This is a genomic window from Macrococcus psychrotolerans (assembly GCF_038095555.1).
Classification (GTDB): Bacteria; Bacillota; Bacilli; order Staphylococcales; family Staphylococcaceae; genus Macrococcoides; species Macrococcoides psychrotolerans.
Genome location: NZ_CP124591.1, coordinates 1,295,080 through 1,313,116, shown reverse-complemented (window position 1 = coordinate 1,313,116; position 18,037 = coordinate 1,295,080). Strand labels below are relative to the sequence as shown.

At 37.8% G+C, this 18,037-nt stretch carries 14 protein-coding genes; all 14 read left to right on the top strand.

Annotation, left to right across the window (positions count from 1 at the left end):
- The first annotated feature begins 14 nt into the window (after positions 1-14).
- The 14 genes from ruvB (at position 15) to aspS (ending at position 17,985) form a co-directional block, all read left to right on the top strand.
- Positions 15-1,028, top strand: a complete 1,014-nt coding sequence (ruvB, locus tag QA539_RS06715; protein WP_219492326.1) for a Holliday junction branch migration DNA helicase RuvB — start codon at positions 15-17, stop codon at positions 1,026-1,028.
- Positions 1,029-1,030: 2 nt separating this feature from the next.
- On the top strand, positions 1,031-2,053 hold the full coding sequence (gene queA / locus QA539_RS06710) for a tRNA preQ1(34) S-adenosylmethionine ribosyltransferase-isomerase QueA (RefSeq protein WP_283721917.1): 1,023 nt from the start codon (positions 1,031-1,033) through the stop codon (positions 2,051-2,053).
- An 11-nt stretch (positions 2,054-2,064) separates the two neighbouring features.
- Positions 2,065-3,204 carry a tRNA guanosine(34) transglycosylase Tgt gene (gene tgt / locus QA539_RS06705; protein ID WP_419895004.1) on the top strand — a complete coding sequence of 380 codons (1,140 nt, stop codon included), beginning with the start codon at positions 2,065-2,067 and terminating at the stop codon, positions 3,202-3,204.
- An 11-nt stretch (positions 3,205-3,215) separates the two neighbouring features.
- A complete protein-coding gene (gene yajC / locus QA539_RS06700) occupies positions 3,216-3,494 on the top strand; it encodes a preprotein translocase subunit YajC (RefSeq protein WP_219492320.1) in 279 nt (92 codons plus the stop codon).
- 63 nt (positions 3,495-3,557) lie between these two features.
- The gene (gene secDF, locus QA539_RS06695) at positions 3,558-5,849 is read left to right on the top strand and encodes a protein translocase subunit SecDF (protein WP_219492317.1); all 2,292 of its coding nucleotides are present in this window, start codon (positions 3,558-3,560) and stop codon (positions 5,847-5,849) included.
- Positions 5,850-5,999: 150 nt separating this feature from the next.
- Positions 6,000-7,115, top strand: a complete 1,116-nt coding sequence (locus tag QA539_RS06690; protein WP_419895003.1) for a mandelate racemase/muconate lactonizing enzyme family protein — start codon at positions 6,000-6,002, stop codon at positions 7,113-7,115.
- Entirely contained in the window at positions 7,108-8,223 is a 1,116-nt protein-coding gene (locus QA539_RS06685; protein ID WP_419895002.1) for an amidohydrolase, read from the top strand. The genes QA539_RS06690 and QA539_RS06685 overlap by 8 nt, the downstream gene beginning before the upstream one ends.
- A 21-nt stretch (positions 8,224-8,244) precedes the next feature.
- A complete protein-coding gene (recJ, locus tag QA539_RS06680) occupies positions 8,245-10,512 on the top strand; it encodes a single-stranded-DNA-specific exonuclease RecJ (protein WP_423245846.1) in 2,268 nt (755 codons plus the stop codon).
- A gap of 10 nt (positions 10,513-10,522) precedes the next feature.
- On the top strand, positions 10,523-11,044 hold the full coding sequence (locus tag QA539_RS06675; RefSeq protein ID WP_219492305.1) for an adenine phosphoribosyltransferase: 522 nt from the start codon (positions 10,523-10,525) through the stop codon (positions 11,042-11,044).
- 104 nt (positions 11,045-11,148) lie between these two features.
- The gene (locus QA539_RS06670; protein WP_219492301.1) at positions 11,149-13,341 is read left to right on the top strand and encodes a RelA/SpoT family protein; all 2,193 of its coding nucleotides are present in this window, start codon (positions 11,149-11,151) and stop codon (positions 13,339-13,341) included.
- 8 nt (positions 13,342-13,349) lie between these two features.
- The gene (gene dtd, locus QA539_RS06665) at positions 13,350-13,802 is read left to right on the top strand and encodes a D-aminoacyl-tRNA deacylase (RefSeq protein WP_419895000.1); all 453 of its coding nucleotides are present in this window, start codon (positions 13,350-13,352) and stop codon (positions 13,800-13,802) included.
- A complete protein-coding gene (locus tag QA539_RS06660; protein WP_219492297.1) occupies positions 13,799-14,644 on the top strand; it encodes an N-acetylmuramoyl-L-alanine amidase in 846 nt (281 codons plus the stop codon). Before dtd ends, QA539_RS06660 begins: the two co-directional genes overlap by 4 nt.
- Positions 14,645-14,943: 299 nt before the next feature.
- A complete protein-coding gene (hisS, locus tag QA539_RS06655) occupies positions 14,944-16,203 on the top strand; it encodes a histidine--tRNA ligase (protein ID WP_241427440.1) in 1,260 nt (419 codons plus the stop codon).
- A 3-nt stretch (positions 16,204-16,206) separates the two neighbouring features.
- Positions 16,207-17,985, top strand: coding sequence for an aspartate--tRNA ligase (aspS, locus tag QA539_RS06650; protein ID WP_419894999.1), 1,779 nt, complete (start codon positions 16,207-16,209; stop codon positions 17,983-17,985).
- Positions 17,986-18,037: the final 52 nt, after the last annotated feature.

The following is an 18,037-nucleotide window of genomic DNA, read 5'->3' as shown; positions in this document are numbered from 1 at the left end:
AAGGATGTGTTATTTTGGACGATAGAATCGTTGATAACAATTTAATTGATCATGATGAAGTTGAAGAAGAACTCTCTCTTAGACCAGAGCGACTTTCCCAATATATTGGACAGCATAAGATAAAGGAGAATCTTGATGTTTTTATTCAAGCTGCAAAGCTCAGAAATGAAGCGCTTGATCATGTACTACTCTATGGGCCGCCAGGATTAGGTAAGACGACGCTCGCGAATATTATTGCGCATGAACTCGATGTCAATATCAAAATTACATCTGGTCCTTCAATTGAAAGACCAGGAGATTTAGCAGCAATCTTGTCGAGCTTAAATGCGGGTGACGTTTTGTTCATTGATGAAATTCATAGAATATCACGTGTTGTAGAAGAAGTACTCTATCCTGCGATGGAAGATTTCTGCTTAGATATTGTAGTTGGAAAAGGAGAGGAAGCGCGAAGTATCAGAATCGATCTTCCTCCATTTACGCTTGTTGGAGCCACTACGCGGGCAGGAAGTTTGTCAGCACCGCTTAGGGATCGATTTGGCGTCCATCTGAGATTGGATTACTATGAGATAAAAGACTTGTCCCATATTGTGTCAAGAACAGCAGATGTGTTTGAGGTTTCAATAGATGCACAATCTGTACAGGAAATTGCGCTAAGAAGTCGAGGTACTCCAAGAATAGCGAATCGACTGTTAAAGCGTGTAAGAGATTTTGCACAAGTTAGAAATAATGGACTAATTGATATTGAAATGACGACGCATGCATTGAACCTATTACAAGTGGATCAATATGGACTTGACCATATCGATCACAAGATTTTACGTGCCATCATCGAACGTTACAATGGTGGACCAGTAGGATTAGATACGATTGCAGTCTCCATAGGAGAAGAACGCATAACTTTAGAAGATGTTTATGAACCTTACTTGATTCAAAAAGGCTTACTAGAAAGAACTGCACGAGGGCGTGTTGCAACTGTACATGCCTATGAACATCTGAATGTGCCATACGTTAATGAAAAGAGGAAATAATTGTGGATGTAAATGAATTCGATTTTAACTTACCGGAGTCTCTTATTGCTCAGACACCATTACAAGACCGTACAGCAAGTCGACTCCTTACACTGAATAAGCATACCGGTGAAATCAAGCATACAAACTTTAGATCGATAATCGATTACTTGAATGCAGGAGATACTTTAGTACTGAATGATACGAAGGTTATGCCAGCACGATTGTTCGGTTTAAAGGAAGATACAGGTGCGAAGATTGAAATGCTGATGCTGACAGAACATGATAACGGCTGGGAAGTTCTGATCAAGCCGGCAAAGCGTGTTACGATTGGAACGCGCATATCATTCGGTGAGGGTAAGATTATTGCAACTTGCGTGGAGGAACTGGATCAGGGCGGCCGAATTATGCAGCTGAGCTATGATGGGATACTTCAGGAGCGTCTGGATGAGCTTGGGTTGATGCCTTTACCCCCTTATATTAAAGAAACACTAGAAGACCAAAGCCGATATCAGACAGTCTATGCACGTGCTACGGGAAGTGCAGCTGCGCCTACTGCAGGATTACATTTTACAGAATCTTTGCTTGAAGATATTAAAGCTAAAGGTATTAATATCGCATATATCACGCTGCATGTAGGTCTCGGTACATTTCGTCCGGTGAGTGTCGATGATGTTGAAAGTCATAAGATGCATAGTGAATATTACGAGATGAGCGAAGAAACAGCAAAGCTATTAAATGACACACGTAATGGTGGAAACCGAATTATTACAGTAGGTACAACCTCAACACGTACGTTAGAGACAATTGTGGATGATTCCGGTCATTTTACAGCACAGAGTGGCTGGACGGATATCTTTATTTATCCAGGTTATTCGTTTAAAGCAGTGGATGCGATGATTACAAATTTCCATCTCCCAAAGTCAACATTAGTGATGCTTGTTTCAAGTCTTGCAACGAAAGAATTTATAATGAATGCATATCATGAAGCTGTGAACGAAAAATATCGATTTTTCAGCTTCGGAGATGCAATGTTTATCTATTAAAGGAGAGAACTATGAACGCAGTAACATATGAACATATAAAAACTTGTAAGCAATCTGGCGCACGCCTTGGTATTGTGCATACACCACACGGTTCATTTGAAACACCGATGTTTATGCCAGTAGGTACGCAAGCTACAGTTAAGACGATGAGCCCGGAAGAATTAAAAGCGATGAATGCAAAAATTATTTTAAGTAATACGTATCATTTATGGTTACGTCCTGGGAATGATGTTATCCGTGAGGCGGGAGGATTACATAAGTTTATGAACTGGGACGGCCCGATTCTTACAGATAGTGGCGGTTTTCAGGTATTCAGCTTAAGCGATATGCGTAAGATTGAAGAAGAAGGTGTGCATTTCAGGCATCATCTGAATGGTTCTAAATTATTTTTAAGCCCTGAAAAAGCAATGCATATTCAAAATGATCTTGGCTCAGATATTATGATGGCTTTTGATGAGTGTCCACCGATGCCGGCAACCTATGAATACGTTAAAGCGAGTATCGAAAGAACTTCACGCTGGGCAGAACGTTGCTTAGAAGCGCACCAGCGTCCCCAGGACCAAGCGCTATTTGGTATTATTCAAGGTGGAGAATATGGGGATTTACGCACACAGTCTGCAAAGGATCTTGTTTCGATGGACTTCCCGGGTTATGCTATTGGTGGTCTGTCTGTAGGTGAACCAAAACCAATAATGTACCGAATACTTGAACATACGACGCCACTTATGCCATTTAATAAACCAAGATATCTAATGGGCGTTGGTTCTCCGGATGCGTTAATTGAAGGTGCGATTCGTGGTATTGATATGTTTGACTGTGTATTGCCGACACGAATTGCAAGAAACGGAACATGTATGACATCTAAAGGACGCGTCGTTGTGAAAAATGCTAAATATGAAAGAGATTTCACACCGTTAGATGAAAAATGTGACTGCTATACATGCAAAAATTATACGAAAGCCTATTTACGCCATCTGATTAAGGCGGATGAAACATTTGGTATTCGTTTAACGACAATTCATAATCTGCATTTCTTGCTTAATTTAATGGAACAAGTGCGTGAAGCGATTCGAAATGACCGTTTATTAGATTTTAAGGAAGAATTTTTTGAAGAATACGGATTAAACGTTGAAAATCCGAAAAACTTTTAGGAGGTACAGAGATGAGCCCAGAAACACAAGCATTGTTAATCAATTTATTACCATTAGTCGCAATTTTTGCAGTTGCTTACTTTTTTATGATTAAACCCCAGCAAAAGCGTACGAAAGAACAGCAGCAGCTGATCAGAAATTTAAAGCGTGGAGATAAAGTCGCTACAATCGGAGGATTACAAGGAACTGTTAAATCTGTAGATAATCAATTTGTTACTTTAATCGTCAATAATAAAGGTACTGAAATGACATTCGAAAAACAAGCGATAAAAGGAGTATCTAATAAATAATTTTGATTCCTTCAGAATTTAGATGTATACTTTTTACATCAAAAGGATTATAGAGGTGAAAGTGTGAAGAAACGTAGCAGAATCGTTGCCCTTTTGCTGCTGACTATATTATTGTTCAGTACAATGGGTGTAACAGCAAAAGACATTATGAATAAAGTAAATCTCGGCTTAGATCTGCAAGGTGGCTTTGAAGTACTTTATAAAGTTGATAAACTTGAAAAAGAAGATAAGATCACACCAGAAGTTGTTAAAGCCACGAGCAAGACCCTTGAATCTCGTGTTAACGTACTTGGAGTAAGCGAACCTAAAATTCAGATTGAGAATAAAGACAGAATTCGAGTACAGTTAGCAGGCGTTAAAAATCAGAATGAAGCGAGAAAGATATTATCGACAAGTGCCAATCTGACAATTCGTGATGCAAATGACAAATTGTTATTAAGCGGTAAGGATCTTGTTCAAGGCGGTGCAAAGCAAAGCTTTGATCAGACAAACAATGCACCTGTTGTTACTTTAAAATTAAAATCAGCTGAAAAATTTGCTAAAATCACTAGAAAAATCTCTCAACAAGATCCAAATATAATGGTTATCTGGATGGATTTTGAAGAAGGTAAGGATAGCTACGAGAAAGAAGCAAAAAAAGAACAGCAGGGGAAACAACCAAAATATGTGAGTGCAGCAGGTGTATCACAGGAAATCAACTCCCAAAATGTTGAAATTTCAGGTGGATTTAATGGAGAAGATGGTTTAATTCGTGCAAAACAAATTGCTGATCTATTAAATTCTGGTTCACTTCCAGTGAAATTAACAGAAGTATATTCAACATCTGTTGGTGCACAGTTTGGCCAGGATGCACTACATGATACTGTACTGGCATCTGCAATTGGTGTCGGATTAATTTTCTTGTTCATGATACTCTATTACAGATTACCAGGAACTATTGCCGTAATTTCATTGTCGGTCTACATCTGGTTAACGATGATCGCCTTTAATTTGATTTCAGGTGTTTTGACATTACCAGGCATTGCCGCGCTCGTTCTAGGTGTAGGTATGGCAGTCGATGCAAATATCATAATGTATGAACGTATTAAGGATGAAATTAGAATCGGAAGAAGTATCAAACAAGCCTTCAAAAAAGGCTCGAATTCATCTTTCTTAACAATATTGGATGCCAACTTAACAACTGTACTGGCTGCATTAGTGCTATTCTTCCTTGGAACGAGTAGTGTAAAAGGGTTTGCAACGATGTTACTGCTTGGTATAATAATGATCTTTGTTACGCAAGTATTCTTATCACGTTTCTTACTCAAACTTGCTGTAAACTCCGGAATGTTTGACAATAAGTTTTCATTCTTTGGTGTCAACAGAGCGCATCGTCATGATATTGCAGAAGGTATGGATGTTCAGGATTTAAAATCAGCCTGGGAACGTATTGATTTTGTGAAGTTAGCAAAACCATTGCTAGGCTTATCATTAGCATCAATTATCATTGGAAGTATCATTGTTACGATGATGGGATTAAATTTAGGTATCGACTTTAAGAGTGGTTCACGTGTAGACATTAAAAGTGAACAAGTATTAAAAGAAGATGGACTTAAAAAAGAGCTAGAAACGTTAAAGATGCCAAGTGAAAATGTTGTCGTAAATGCTGAAAATCCAAAAATGGCATCTGTACAATATAAAGATCCGTTAACGAAGGAACAAATCAATGATTTAAAATCAACATTCTCTAAAAAATATGGACATGAGCCAAACGTAAACACGGTATCAAGTGAAATTGGTAAAGAATTAGCGAAAAATGCGATTAAATCCGTGATTATCGCTTCAATCGGAATCATCATCTACGTTACATTCCGTTTTGAATGGCGTATGGGACTGACATCCGTATTATCTTTATTACATGATGCATTTTTAATCATTGCATTCTTCACTATATTCCGCCTGGAAGTAGACGTTACATTCATTGCAGCAGTTCTGACCATTATAGGTTATTCAATTAACGATACGATCGTTACATTTGACCGTGTCCGTGAGAATCTACATAAGATTAAAGTTATCACAACACCAGAACAAATCGATCATATCGTAAACAGTTCGATTCGTCAGACGATGACGCGTTCAATCAATACGGTGTTGACAGTATTAATCGTAGTTATCGCATTAATGTTACTCGGTGCAACAAGTATCTTTAACTTCTCGGTTGCATTGCTTGTCGGATTAATTTCAGGCGTCTTCAGTTCAGTCTTTATTGCAGTACCACTTTGGGGAATGCTAAAGAAACAACAACTGAAAAAATCAAACGGCAAACTTATTGTTTATGAAGAGAAGAAACCGAACGAAGAAAAAATCTACGTCTAATAGCCGACTATTGATCGGCAAACTAAGCCCGGGGAACTGTATACAACTACAGTTCCCCGGGCTTTGTTAAATAAATAAATGCGTATATCCTGTTTTCTATTTTTGTGTAAAAAATGATATGATAAATAGTAAAGTCAAAGGGGGATGAACTTGAAAATAACTAAGATAACAGGTTATCAAATTGAATTGCCGTTAAAAGAACCATTCGTTATTAATTATGCTACGTATCCTTATATGCCGGCATTTATTTTAGCAATAGAAACAGACGAAGGCATTACAGGATATGGTGAAGCTGTACCTGATGAACATGTAAATGGGGAACATGTGAATGCAGCTTTTGAAATTATGCAGCATGTCATTGCACCAGCATTGATTAACAGAAATCCGCTGAACATTAATGCGATACTGAATAGATTAGATGACTTAATCATTCATAACCCTTCAATAAAAGCAGCTGTAGATATTGCATTACATGATATTCTTGGGAAGAAGGCTGGACTCCCATTATATGAATTACTAGGTGGTAAAACGAAAGACAGACTATCATATGCAAAAGTGTTAAGCGTTAAACCATTTGAACAACTAAAGGATGATATCGATGTTTTAATAGGACAGGGATACAATGTTATTAAAGTCAAGCTTGGTGGAGATGTGGTATCGGACTGCAGAAAGTTAGAACAGATTCTGGATTATGTAGACGAATCGATTGAAGTTCGTGTCGATTGTAATCAGGCGTGGTCTTCGCCGAAACGTGTTGCACAAATGGTCGATCAATTAGATTATCCGAATTTAATGTGGATAGAACAACCGTTAAGTTATAAGGAAATTGAAGGGCTAAATTACTTATATGACCATATGAAAGTACCGTTGATGGTTGATGAGAGTATATTAAATGTTAAGCAGCTTGTACAACTTAATATTAATACAGATTTAATCAACGTTAAATTAATGAAGTGTGGGGGTATAAAAGCAGCAGTTCATATTATTAATTACGCTGAGGCACATGATATTCCATGCCAAATAGGTTCTATGGTCGAATCTTCTATCGGCAGTGCTGCGGGGTATCATGTTGCAATGAGCCATCATAATGTACAGTCTACTGAACTGACAGGACCCCTGTTATTCAGTAAGGAAATCGGAAATTTAAAATATGAAATTCCATATGTCTACTTAAGTGAGGCACCAGGACTTGGAATAGAAATAGATCAGCAAAGTTTAAATGCAATAACGACACGACAATTCGAAATGAGTGAAATAAATGAATAGCACCACCTTTAAAAATGAAATGCAAGAAATTAATACAGAATTGAACAGTATTGCAGAAGTGAGCTGGAAGGAACAGAAGACGACAGAGTATTTAACCACGTATTTAAAGGACTATACCATTGAACGCTTCAACAAAACCGGTTTTTTGCTGCAAATTGATGGTAAGATTAAAGATGCAATTGCATTTCGTACGGATATCGATGCGCTTCCATACCGTTTAAATAATGAATTGAAAGTGCTGCATGCATGTGGACATGATGTTCATATGACGATATTAACAGGCTTCATCTTAAAGCTAAAAGAGATGAACTATAAACCGAAACATACGTTAAAGTTTATTTTTCAGCCTGCTGAAGAACTAGGAGAAGGCGCGAAGTATGTTGTGGAACATGAACAAGGAGCTCTCGAACATGTACACTATTTATTTGGTATGCATGTACGTCCTTTAAATGAACTTAAAAAAGGTCAGTTTTCTGCAAGTATACAGCATGGTGCAAGTGGTACAATCTATATGGATGTAATTACTAAAGCAGGGCATGCGGGACGACCGTGGGAATCAATTAACAGTATTGATATCGTAATGGAGATATATGAACATATAAAGCGTATCAACATGGGAAGTAACCGTAATTATTCTATTAAGATGACAAAGATTAATACGATGAACGGACAAGATAATTCCATTCCTGGGCACGTAAGCGTAACTTTTGATATTAGAGCCAATTATAATGATACGATGGATGAACTGATCGCAGTTTTTAATAAGATACTTGATGATAGTAAAGTTCAATATGCTGAACAAGATGTATTGATCAATACTAGAATTGACGGTTATACAGTAGCTGCACAAATAGATCCAGATGCGAAGGAACTTCTGAAAAAAGCGATAAAAAGCAAAAGATTTGAATATGTTGATACCATCTATACTCCAGGTGCAGAAGATTTCCATAACTATACGTATGCACTGCCGGATATCAAGTCGACAATGCTAGGGATTGGGTGTAATATGGAACATGGATTGCATCATCCTGATATGAATCTGGATAAATCAGTCATCTTTGATGCGATAGAAATATTTTATCAACTTTTATTAGATATCGATAAATAATAGGCAAACTTATATAGGGGGATTGTTGTGGATAAAACTGTATGGACAGTCAAACAACCTGTAGATACAATTCCTGCAGCGTTAATTAAAAAATATCACATCACTGAAATTAATAAGAAAATATTAGAATCTCGTCATATTGTGACGGACGCAGCATTACATGATATTTTTGCAGCAGATGACATTCATGATCCATTTGCTATGCATGACATGAGTAAGGCGGTTAAGCGTATTAAAACCGCAATAGATAATAACGAAATGATACTCGTTTATGGAGACTATGATGCAGATGGTGTGACGAGCGTCACTGTTCTCGTTGATAGCTTGAAGTCTATCGGTGCAAACGTAGGCTGGTACATTCCGAATCGTTTTACAGAAGGCTACGGACCAAATGAGCAGGCTTTTCGTGAAGCGAGTGATGCGGGTGTATCTTTAATCATTACGGTTGATAACGGGATACAAGGTCATCATGAAGTAAATATTGTGAACGAACTAGGGATAGATGTAATTATTACAGATCATCATGAGATTGGTCAGACGCTTCCAGATGCTTATGCAATTCTGCATCCGATGCATCCAGATGGCAGCTATCCCTTTCATCATCTTGCAGGTGTTGGGGTGAGCTATAAGCTTGCATGTGCATTAAACGAACAGATGAATGAGCACTTACTTGGATTTGTTGCGATTGGTACAATCAGTGATCTTGTATCATTGACGGGTGAGAATCGAGCGCTCGTAAAGCGTGGACTTAAAGCCTTAAATGTGCATACACCGATGGGCTTGAAGGCATTACTTAAGCAAGCGGCTTTTAATGGTGAAATCACAGAAGAAACAGTCGGATTTATTATAGGTCCGAGACTGAATGCAGTCGGTAGATTAGATGATGCACGATTAGCATGCGAATTACTGCAGATAGATAATGAAGATGAAGCAGAATGGATGAGCGAACAAGTCGATCAGTTCAATATTGAACGTAAGGAGATTGTAAGCTCAATTACTGAACAAGCATTGATAGATGTTGAAGAAAAAATTGCGAAGGGCAATCGTTTTATCGTTGTTGCGAAGGAAGGCTGGAACGAAGGTGTACTTGGTATTGTCGCAAGTAGAATTACGGAGCAGTATCATTTACCCGCAATCGTATTGAACATTGATTATGATAATGGCTACGCGAAAGGCTCTGCAAGAAGTATTGCGCAAGTATCGATGTATGACAGTCTTGATGCATCGAGAAATCTTATTACTAAATTTGGTGGACATCATATGGCAGCAGGGATGACATTGCCCATTGAAAATATTGAACAGCTCGAAAAAGCTTTGAATGACTATTTAGATACACGTATTCATGGTGAAATCATTCAGGAAATAGAAATTGATGCTGCTATTGAAATGTCAGATATTACAGTGAAGAATATTAATGATATGGATAAACTTCGACCGTTCGGAACAGACTTCAGTGCGCCGTTACTCTCATTAATGAATGCTGAACTAACAGATGTGAAGCAGATTGGACAGAACCAGGCACATCTAAAGATGACTGTTCAAAACACCCTGAATGCACTTATGTGGAATGAAGGGGCAAGAATGTCAGAACTTCCAGTAGGCAGTCAAGTGAAATTGGCAGGTACGCTGCAGCTGAACGAATGGAATGGTAACGTTCAGCCTCAGATGATTGTGCGTCATATAAAGCAGGACGCTATGCAGATGATTGATTTTAGAAATGTACACCCAAATTCATACAAGTTTTTAAAGGACGAGCGTGCTGCATTGATTATTCATCCACGTAAAAATAAATTAAATGAACATTATTTTCACTATGGCGAAACGATATCGGGTTATGACAAAGTTATCTTCCGTGATCTTCCGGATAGTGAAGAAAAGTTTTTAGATACGTATAACAGTGTGGATGCGACATTAATCTATTTTATATTTCACACACCAAGACAATTATATTTTGAAGGTATGCCGACAGCAGAAAAATTTAAGCTGCTATATAAATGTATCATGATAAAGCCAGAGATTGATCTGGAAAAAGAAGGCAGTTATTTACTACAGACAATAAATGTGTCACCGGATACTTTGTTGTTTATGCTGGATGTGTATCATGAACTTGGCCTTATTATTAAAGAAGGTCAACTTATAAAAAAGCAGGAAGTTGATAAAAAGGTCGATTTATCGAGCTCAAGTACTTATCAAGCACGATTAAATCAGTTAAAATTAGAAAGTAAGCTATTGTTTTCATCATTCGATGAATTAAAACAATTTATCTTATCGAATAACTCATTGTCCTAGGAGGCATATTATGGATCTAAAGCAATATATTACTCAGGTTAAAGACTGGCCAAAACCAGGCGTAAATTTCAAAGATATTACAACAATCATGGATAACGGTACGGCATATAAATATGCAACGGATCAGATTGTGGAATATGCAAAAGAAAAACAAGTTGATATCGTTGTAGGTCCTGAAGCGCGTGGATTTATTATTGGGTGTCCGGTTGCCTATGCGATGAATATTGGCTTTGCACCTGTCCGCAAAAAAGGAAAACTTCCCCGTGAAGTCATTAGCTATGAATATGAACTTGAATATGGCACGAATGTACTTACAATGCATAAAGATGCAATAAAACCGGGTCAGCGTGTACTAATAACAGATGATCTACTTGCTACAGGTGGAACAATTGAAGCGACAATCAAGCTAGTTGAATCTCTTGGTGGTATCGTTGCAGGGATTGCATTTATCATCGATCTTAAATACTTGAACGGTATGGACAAGTTAAAAGGATATGATGTGATTTCGCTCGTTGCGTATGAAGAAGAATAATTATGTTTAAAAAGGATAAGTATGTACTTATTCTTTTTTTATATTATTTATTTTATATATAGATTGTAGTATTATTAATACATTATAGCTTAGGAGGTGATAGGATGAATAACGAATATCCATACACTAAAGATGATGTGCTTGAGATGACAAGAAGCTATTTGTCAGAGAAAGATTATCAGTTTGTAGTAAAAAGTTATGAGCTGGCAGAAAAGGCACATGAAGGTCAATTTCGTAAAAATGGACTTCCTTATATCATGCATCCTATCCAGGTCGCAGGTATACTTGCCGAAATGAAATTAGACGGACCTACAATCGTTGCAGGGTTCCTGCACGATGTCGTTGAGGATACGCCTTATACATATGAAGATCTGAAGCAGATGTTCAATGAAGAGGTTGCCTATATCGTTGATGGGGTGACGAAGCTCGAAAAAGTAAAGTACCGTTCTAAAGCTGAGGAGCAGGCAGAAAATCATCGTAAACTATTTATTGCAATTGCAAAAGATGTCCGTGTTATTCTCGTAAAACTCGCAGATAGACTACATAATATGCGTACATTAAAAGCGATGCCCCACGAAAAGCAGGTGCGTATCGCAAAAGAAACGCTAGAAATCTATGCCCCTCTGGCCCACCGTCTTGGTATCAATACGATAAAATGGGAGCTTGAAGATATTTCACTGAGATATATTGATAGTATCCAGTATTTTAGAATTGTTCATCTTATGAAAAAGAAACGTAGTGAACGTGAATCTTATATAGAGAATGCCATCGACAATATTCAAAAAGAGATGCAGATTACAGGTATTGATGGTGAAATCACAGGGAGACCGAAACATATATACAGCATTTATAGAAAGATGGTTAAACAGAAGAAGCAGTTTGATCAGATATTTGATTTATTAGCAATCCGCATTATTGTTGATAGTATTAAAGATTGTTATGCGGTTCTTGGACTTGTACATACATTATGGAAACCGATGCCTGGTCGTTTTAAGGACTATATCGCGATGCCGAAACCCAATATGTATCAATCACTTCATACAACAGTCGTAGGACCGAATGGCGATCCGCTTGAAATCCAGATTCGAACACATGAAATGCATGAAATTGCTGAGCATGGGGTTGCTGCGCACTGGGCATATAAAGAAGGAAAGTCATTAGTTAACCCAGATGAAGCGAAAAGTTTAAGCAAGATGAGCTGGATGCAGGAAATTGAAGAAACAGATTCTACTTCACCAGATGCGGAAGCTTTTATGGAATCATTAAAGTACGAGCTTCAAAGTGATAAAGTATATGTGTTTACCCCAGAATCAGATGTTGTTGAGCTTCCGATTGGTGCAGTGCCGATCGACTTTGCATATGCTGTACACAGTGAAGTCGGCAACAAGATGATTGGCGCAAAGGTAAATGGTAAGATTGTACCGATTGATTATGAATTATCGACGGGAGATATTATAGAGATTAGAACATCAAAACATTCTTATGGCCCAAGTCGTGACTGGCTGAAAATTGTTAAAAGTGCAAGTGCAAAAAGTAAGATAAAGAGTTTCTTTAAGAAACAAGACCGTTCTAGCAATGTTGAAAAAGGTCGATTTATGATAGAAGCTGAAATTAAAGAAAATGGTTATCAAGTTGAAGAGATTATGACGGCAGAAAATATTCAGGCCGTCGTGGAAAAGTATAATTTTCAAAGTGTTGAGGATGTATATGCGGCAATTGGTTTTGGTGGGTTAACTGCATCAGCTGTTTTTAATAAGCTTTCAGAGAAACAAAGAATTAAAGAGAAGGAACTGAAGCTCAATCAAGTTCAGGAAGTAAATAAACAGTTAAGCGTGAAGGGTAATATCCAGACAGAGTCAGGTGTATATGTCGAAGGTATGGATAACATGCTGATAAAGCTTTCAAAATGCTGTAACCCAATTCCTGGGGATGAGATTATCGGCTACATTACTAAAGGTCATGGCGTAAAAGTTCATCGCACGGAATGCCCTAATGTTGTAAATGAAACGGAGCGTTTAATCGACGTAGAGTGGGTTGTTTCCTCTTCTGAGAATAAGACGTATCAAGTTGACCTCGAGATAACAGCTTACGACCGTCTCGGACTTATTAATGAAGTGCTGCAGGCTATAAATGCGACGAAAGTATCACTCGTTCAAGTTTCTGGTAAATCTGATGTTGATAAGAATGCGAAAATCAATATCAGTATCATGGTTAGAAATGTATCAGAATTAATGAAAGTCGTAGATAAGATTAAGCAGCTTGGTGATATCTATACAGTAACAAGAACATTAAACTGAGGTGTTGTATGAGAGTTTTAGTACAAAGAGTGAAAGAAGCTTCCGTGAAGAGTGGTGATTATTACGGATCGGTTCAAAAAGGGTTGCTGCTACTTGTCGGTATTCATGAAGAGAGCATAGAACGTGATGCAGATGTATTGGCAGATAAAATTGTGAAATCTAGAATCTTCGAAGATGCTGGCGGTAAGATGAACTTATCTGTTCAGGATATCGACGGAGAAATTTTGTCGATTTCTCAGTTTACACTGTATGCAGATGTAAAAAAAGGAAATCGTCCAAGCTTTACTAAAGCTATGCAGCCACGAAAAGCAGAGCAGTTATACCATTATTTTAATATGCAGCTTAAAAATAAAGGGATGACGGTTGTGCAGGGATGTTTTGGTGAAATGATGGATATTGCACTGATAAATGAAGGACCCGTTACCATCATGTATGAGAGTAAAGATGGTAAGTTAGTATGACGAAGATAAAACTGACGACAAAAGCATTGAAACTATTACTGGCACTTTCTTTGTTGGTATTAATTGTGCTTATTATGTTTGCTTTCATTGCAAAGCAGGAAAACCCAAAACGTTTGTCATTAGTTGAAGACAATTCACTGAGAACTGGTCCGAGTGCGATGTATCCTGAAATCTTCAAAGTTGAAAAAGGTGAGTCCTTCAAAATATTGAAGCAGGATAAAAAATGGTTCTTCGTTCAAAATGATGAGAAAAAAGGATGGATTGCAGGTTGGCACACGAATTTAAATATTAAACGTGACCACGTTCATCAGGAACACCCTTTAAAAAATAAGACCATCATCATAGATGCAGGACATGGTGGTGCAGACCAAGGTGCATCAAGTAGAAATGGTACAAAGGAAAAGGAAATCACCTTAAAGACCGGTCTCATGCTGAGGGATAAGTTACAGGATGAAGGTGCGAATGTAATTATGACGCGCGCAACTGATGAATACGTTAAGCTGAATGACCGTAAAGGAAAGGCTGATGCATTTTTAAGTATTCATGCAGATGCTTTGGAAGGTTCAGCACCACATGGTCTGACGGTCTATTATTATAGAGACTCACAAAAAATGCTCGCTGATACATTGCATATGGCGATTAAGAAAAAAGCGTTATTATCTGATCGTGGTGTAAGGCAGGAGAACTTTCAGGTCATACGTCAGACGAAGCAGCCGGCAGTATTGCTAGAACTTGGATATATAAGTAATCCTACTGATGAACATATGATGAACGACCAAATATACCGCCAGATTACGACGACGAGTATAGTAGACGGTCTTAGAAATTACTTTTCTTATTAACTTGACTTTAAACAGTTAAATTAGTAATATAAACCTAATATTAATTCCATATCAACCGTTATGAGCTTATATATTGTTATTGATTATTTAAAGAGACATCTACAGCTGCTGGAAGTAGATGATTAATGATGACAATGTGAACAATAAGCAAGGTTGCTTTATGAAAGTAGAGCCGTAATGCATGCGTTAAATGTACTAAAGAGGATATTCTTTACTGAATATCAATTTGGGTGGCACCACGAATATTTCGTCCCTTATGCATATGCATAAGGGACTTTTTTATATTAAGGAGGATAATGATGATTAATATACCAAGAGGAACACAAGATATACTACCTGCTGAAACTGCCAAGTGGCGCTATGTCGAATCAAAGTTGCATAATATTGCAGCAAGTTATAACTATAAGGAAATCCGTACACCAATGTTTGAGTCGACGGATCTCTTCGCGCGTGGTGTTGGAGGTTCTACAGATATCGTTCAAAAAGAAATGTATACGTTCAAAGATAAAGGGGATCGTAGTTTAACATTACGTCCAGAAGGGACAGCAGCTGTTGTAAGAAGTTATATTGAGAATAAGATGAATGGAGATGCTAATCAACCGGTTAAACTTTATTATAATGGGCCAATGTTCCGCTACGAACGTAAACAAAAAGGACGTTATCGTCAATTTGTACAGTTCGGTGTTGAAGCAATCGGTAGTGAAAATCCAGCAATTGATGCAGAAGTTATTCATATGGTGTATAACATATACAAATCATTTGGGTTGAAGCATATTAAGATTGTACTGAACTCAATTGGTGATATGGATAGTAGAGAAGAGTATAAACAGGCGCTCATTGAGCATTTTGAACCACATATCGATAATTTCTGTAATGACTGTAAAAACAGATTACATACGAATCCGATGCGTATCCTGGATTGTAAGGTTGACCATGAGCAGCCTGCAGTTAAAACAGCACCGAAGATTACTGAGTACTTAAACGATTATTCAAGAAATTATTATGAAGAAGTGAAACAATACTTAGACTTGCTAAACATTCCATATATCGAGGATGCAAATTTAGTGCGTGGCCTAGATTACTATACGCATACTGCATTTGAAGTGATGAGTGAAGCGGAAGGTTTCGGAGCGATTACAACACTTTGTGGTGGTGGTCGTTATAATGGATTACTGGAAATGCTGGATGGACCTAAAGAAACAGGAATCGGATTCGCATTAAGTATTGAACGATTATTGCTTGCGATTGAAGCAGAAGGCATTGAACTTGATGTTGAAGAATCAGTAGATATATTTGTTGTAACGATGCCTGAAACTGTGAAAGAAGCAGTTAAGATTGTTGCAGAACTGCGTAATGCAGGTATACGTGCTGATATGGACTATCTCGGACGTAAGATGAAAGGTCAGATGAAGCAGGCCGACCGTATTCACGCAACATACACTGTTGTACTCGGAAGCGACGAAATTGAGACGAATGAAATACAAATTAAAGCGATGCAGACCGGTGAAAGTGAAACAATTAAATTACAGGATATTGCATCATATATTAAAGGAGAATAATGAATGGATAACAGAACAACTTATTGTGGCTTAGTCACAGAATCATATATAGGACAAGAAATTATTTTAAAGGGATGGGTACAAAAACGTCGTGACTTAGGCGGACTAATCTTTATTGATCTACGCGACCGTGAAGGTGTCGTACAGATTGTATTTAACCCGGACTTCTCAAAAGAAGCATTGGCAGTTGCTGAAACCATCCGTTCTGAATATGTTATTGAAGTTCATGGTAAGGTAGCGATGCGTGATGAAGCTGTTATCAACCCAAAGATTAAAACAGGTAAAGTAGAAGTTCAGGTTAGTGATGTAACGATTATTAATAAATCTGAAACACCACCATTCCAGATTGAAGCAGAGACTGATAGCTCAGAAGACGTGCGTTTAAAATATCGTTACCTAGATTTACGCCGTGAACCTTTAGCGAACACATTTAAAATGCGTCATCAAATTACACGTGCTGTACGTAACTACTTAGATGAAGGTGGATTTTACGAAGTTGAAACACCTGTACTTACAAAGTCTACTCCTGAAGGTGCACGTGATTATCTTGTTCCGTCACGTGTACAAGAAGGAGAATTCTATGCATTACCACAGTCTCCGCAAATCTTTAAACAGTTATTGATGATTGGTGGATTTGATAAATATTATCAGATCGTTAAGTGTTTCCGTGATGAAGATCTACGTGCAGACCGTCAGCCGGAGTTTACTCAGATTGATATCGAAATGAGCTTTGTTGATCAGGAAGATGTTATGACAATGAATGAAGGAATGCTTAAACGTATTATGAAAGATGTTAAAGGGATCGATATTGTGACACCTTTCCCGCGTATGACGTATGAAGAAGCGATGCGTGATTACGGAATTGATAAACCTGACACACGTTTTGATATGAAACTTGTGACTTTAAATGAACTTGCTTCAAAGATGGAATTTAAAGTATTCAAAGGTGCGGTAGAAAGTGGTGGTGCCGTTAAAGCAATCGTTGTAAAAGGCGCAAGCGATAAATATTCACGTAAAGATATTGGTGCGTTACAGGAATATGCAAAGATATATGGTGCGAAAGGGTTAGCATGGGTTAAAGTGACTGAAGATGGATTAAACGGACCGATCGCGAAATTCTTTGAAGAAAGTCATGCATCAGAATTATTAGATGTGACAAATGCAGAGACGGGTGACTTAATATTATTTGTTGCTGATAAGTGGAGTGTTGTCAATGCGAGTCTCGCAAACTTACGTAATAAGCTTGGTAAGGAACTTGGCTTAATTGACGATAATAAATTTAACTTCTTGTGGGTGACAGACTGGCCGTTATTTGAATATGACGAGGAGCTAGATCGCTACTTCGCAGCACACCATCCATTCACAGCACCGAAAAAAGAGCATAGAGAATTATTGAAAACGGACAAAGAAAAAGTACAGGCGAATGCATATGACGTCGTATTAAATGGTTATGAGCTCGGTGGTGGATCAATCCGTATACATGATCAGGAGATGCAGCAGGAGATGTTCGAGGCATTAGGATTCAGTGAAGAAGAAGCACAGGAACAGTTTGGATTCTTAATGGATGCATTTAAGTACGGTGCGCCACCACATGGCGGTATCGCTCTAGGATTAGACCGTATGGTAATGTTATTATCAGGCCGCTCAAACTTACGTGACGTAATCGCATTCCCGAAAACTGCAAGTGCAACTTGTTTATTGACAGATGCACCAAGTAAAGTGGACGACAAGCAATTAGAAGAACTTCATATCCAGTTAAATATTGAAAATTCAGAAAAATAGAAAGTTTTTTATTTGCATTATATGAAATATATGATATTATAAAGACATAAGA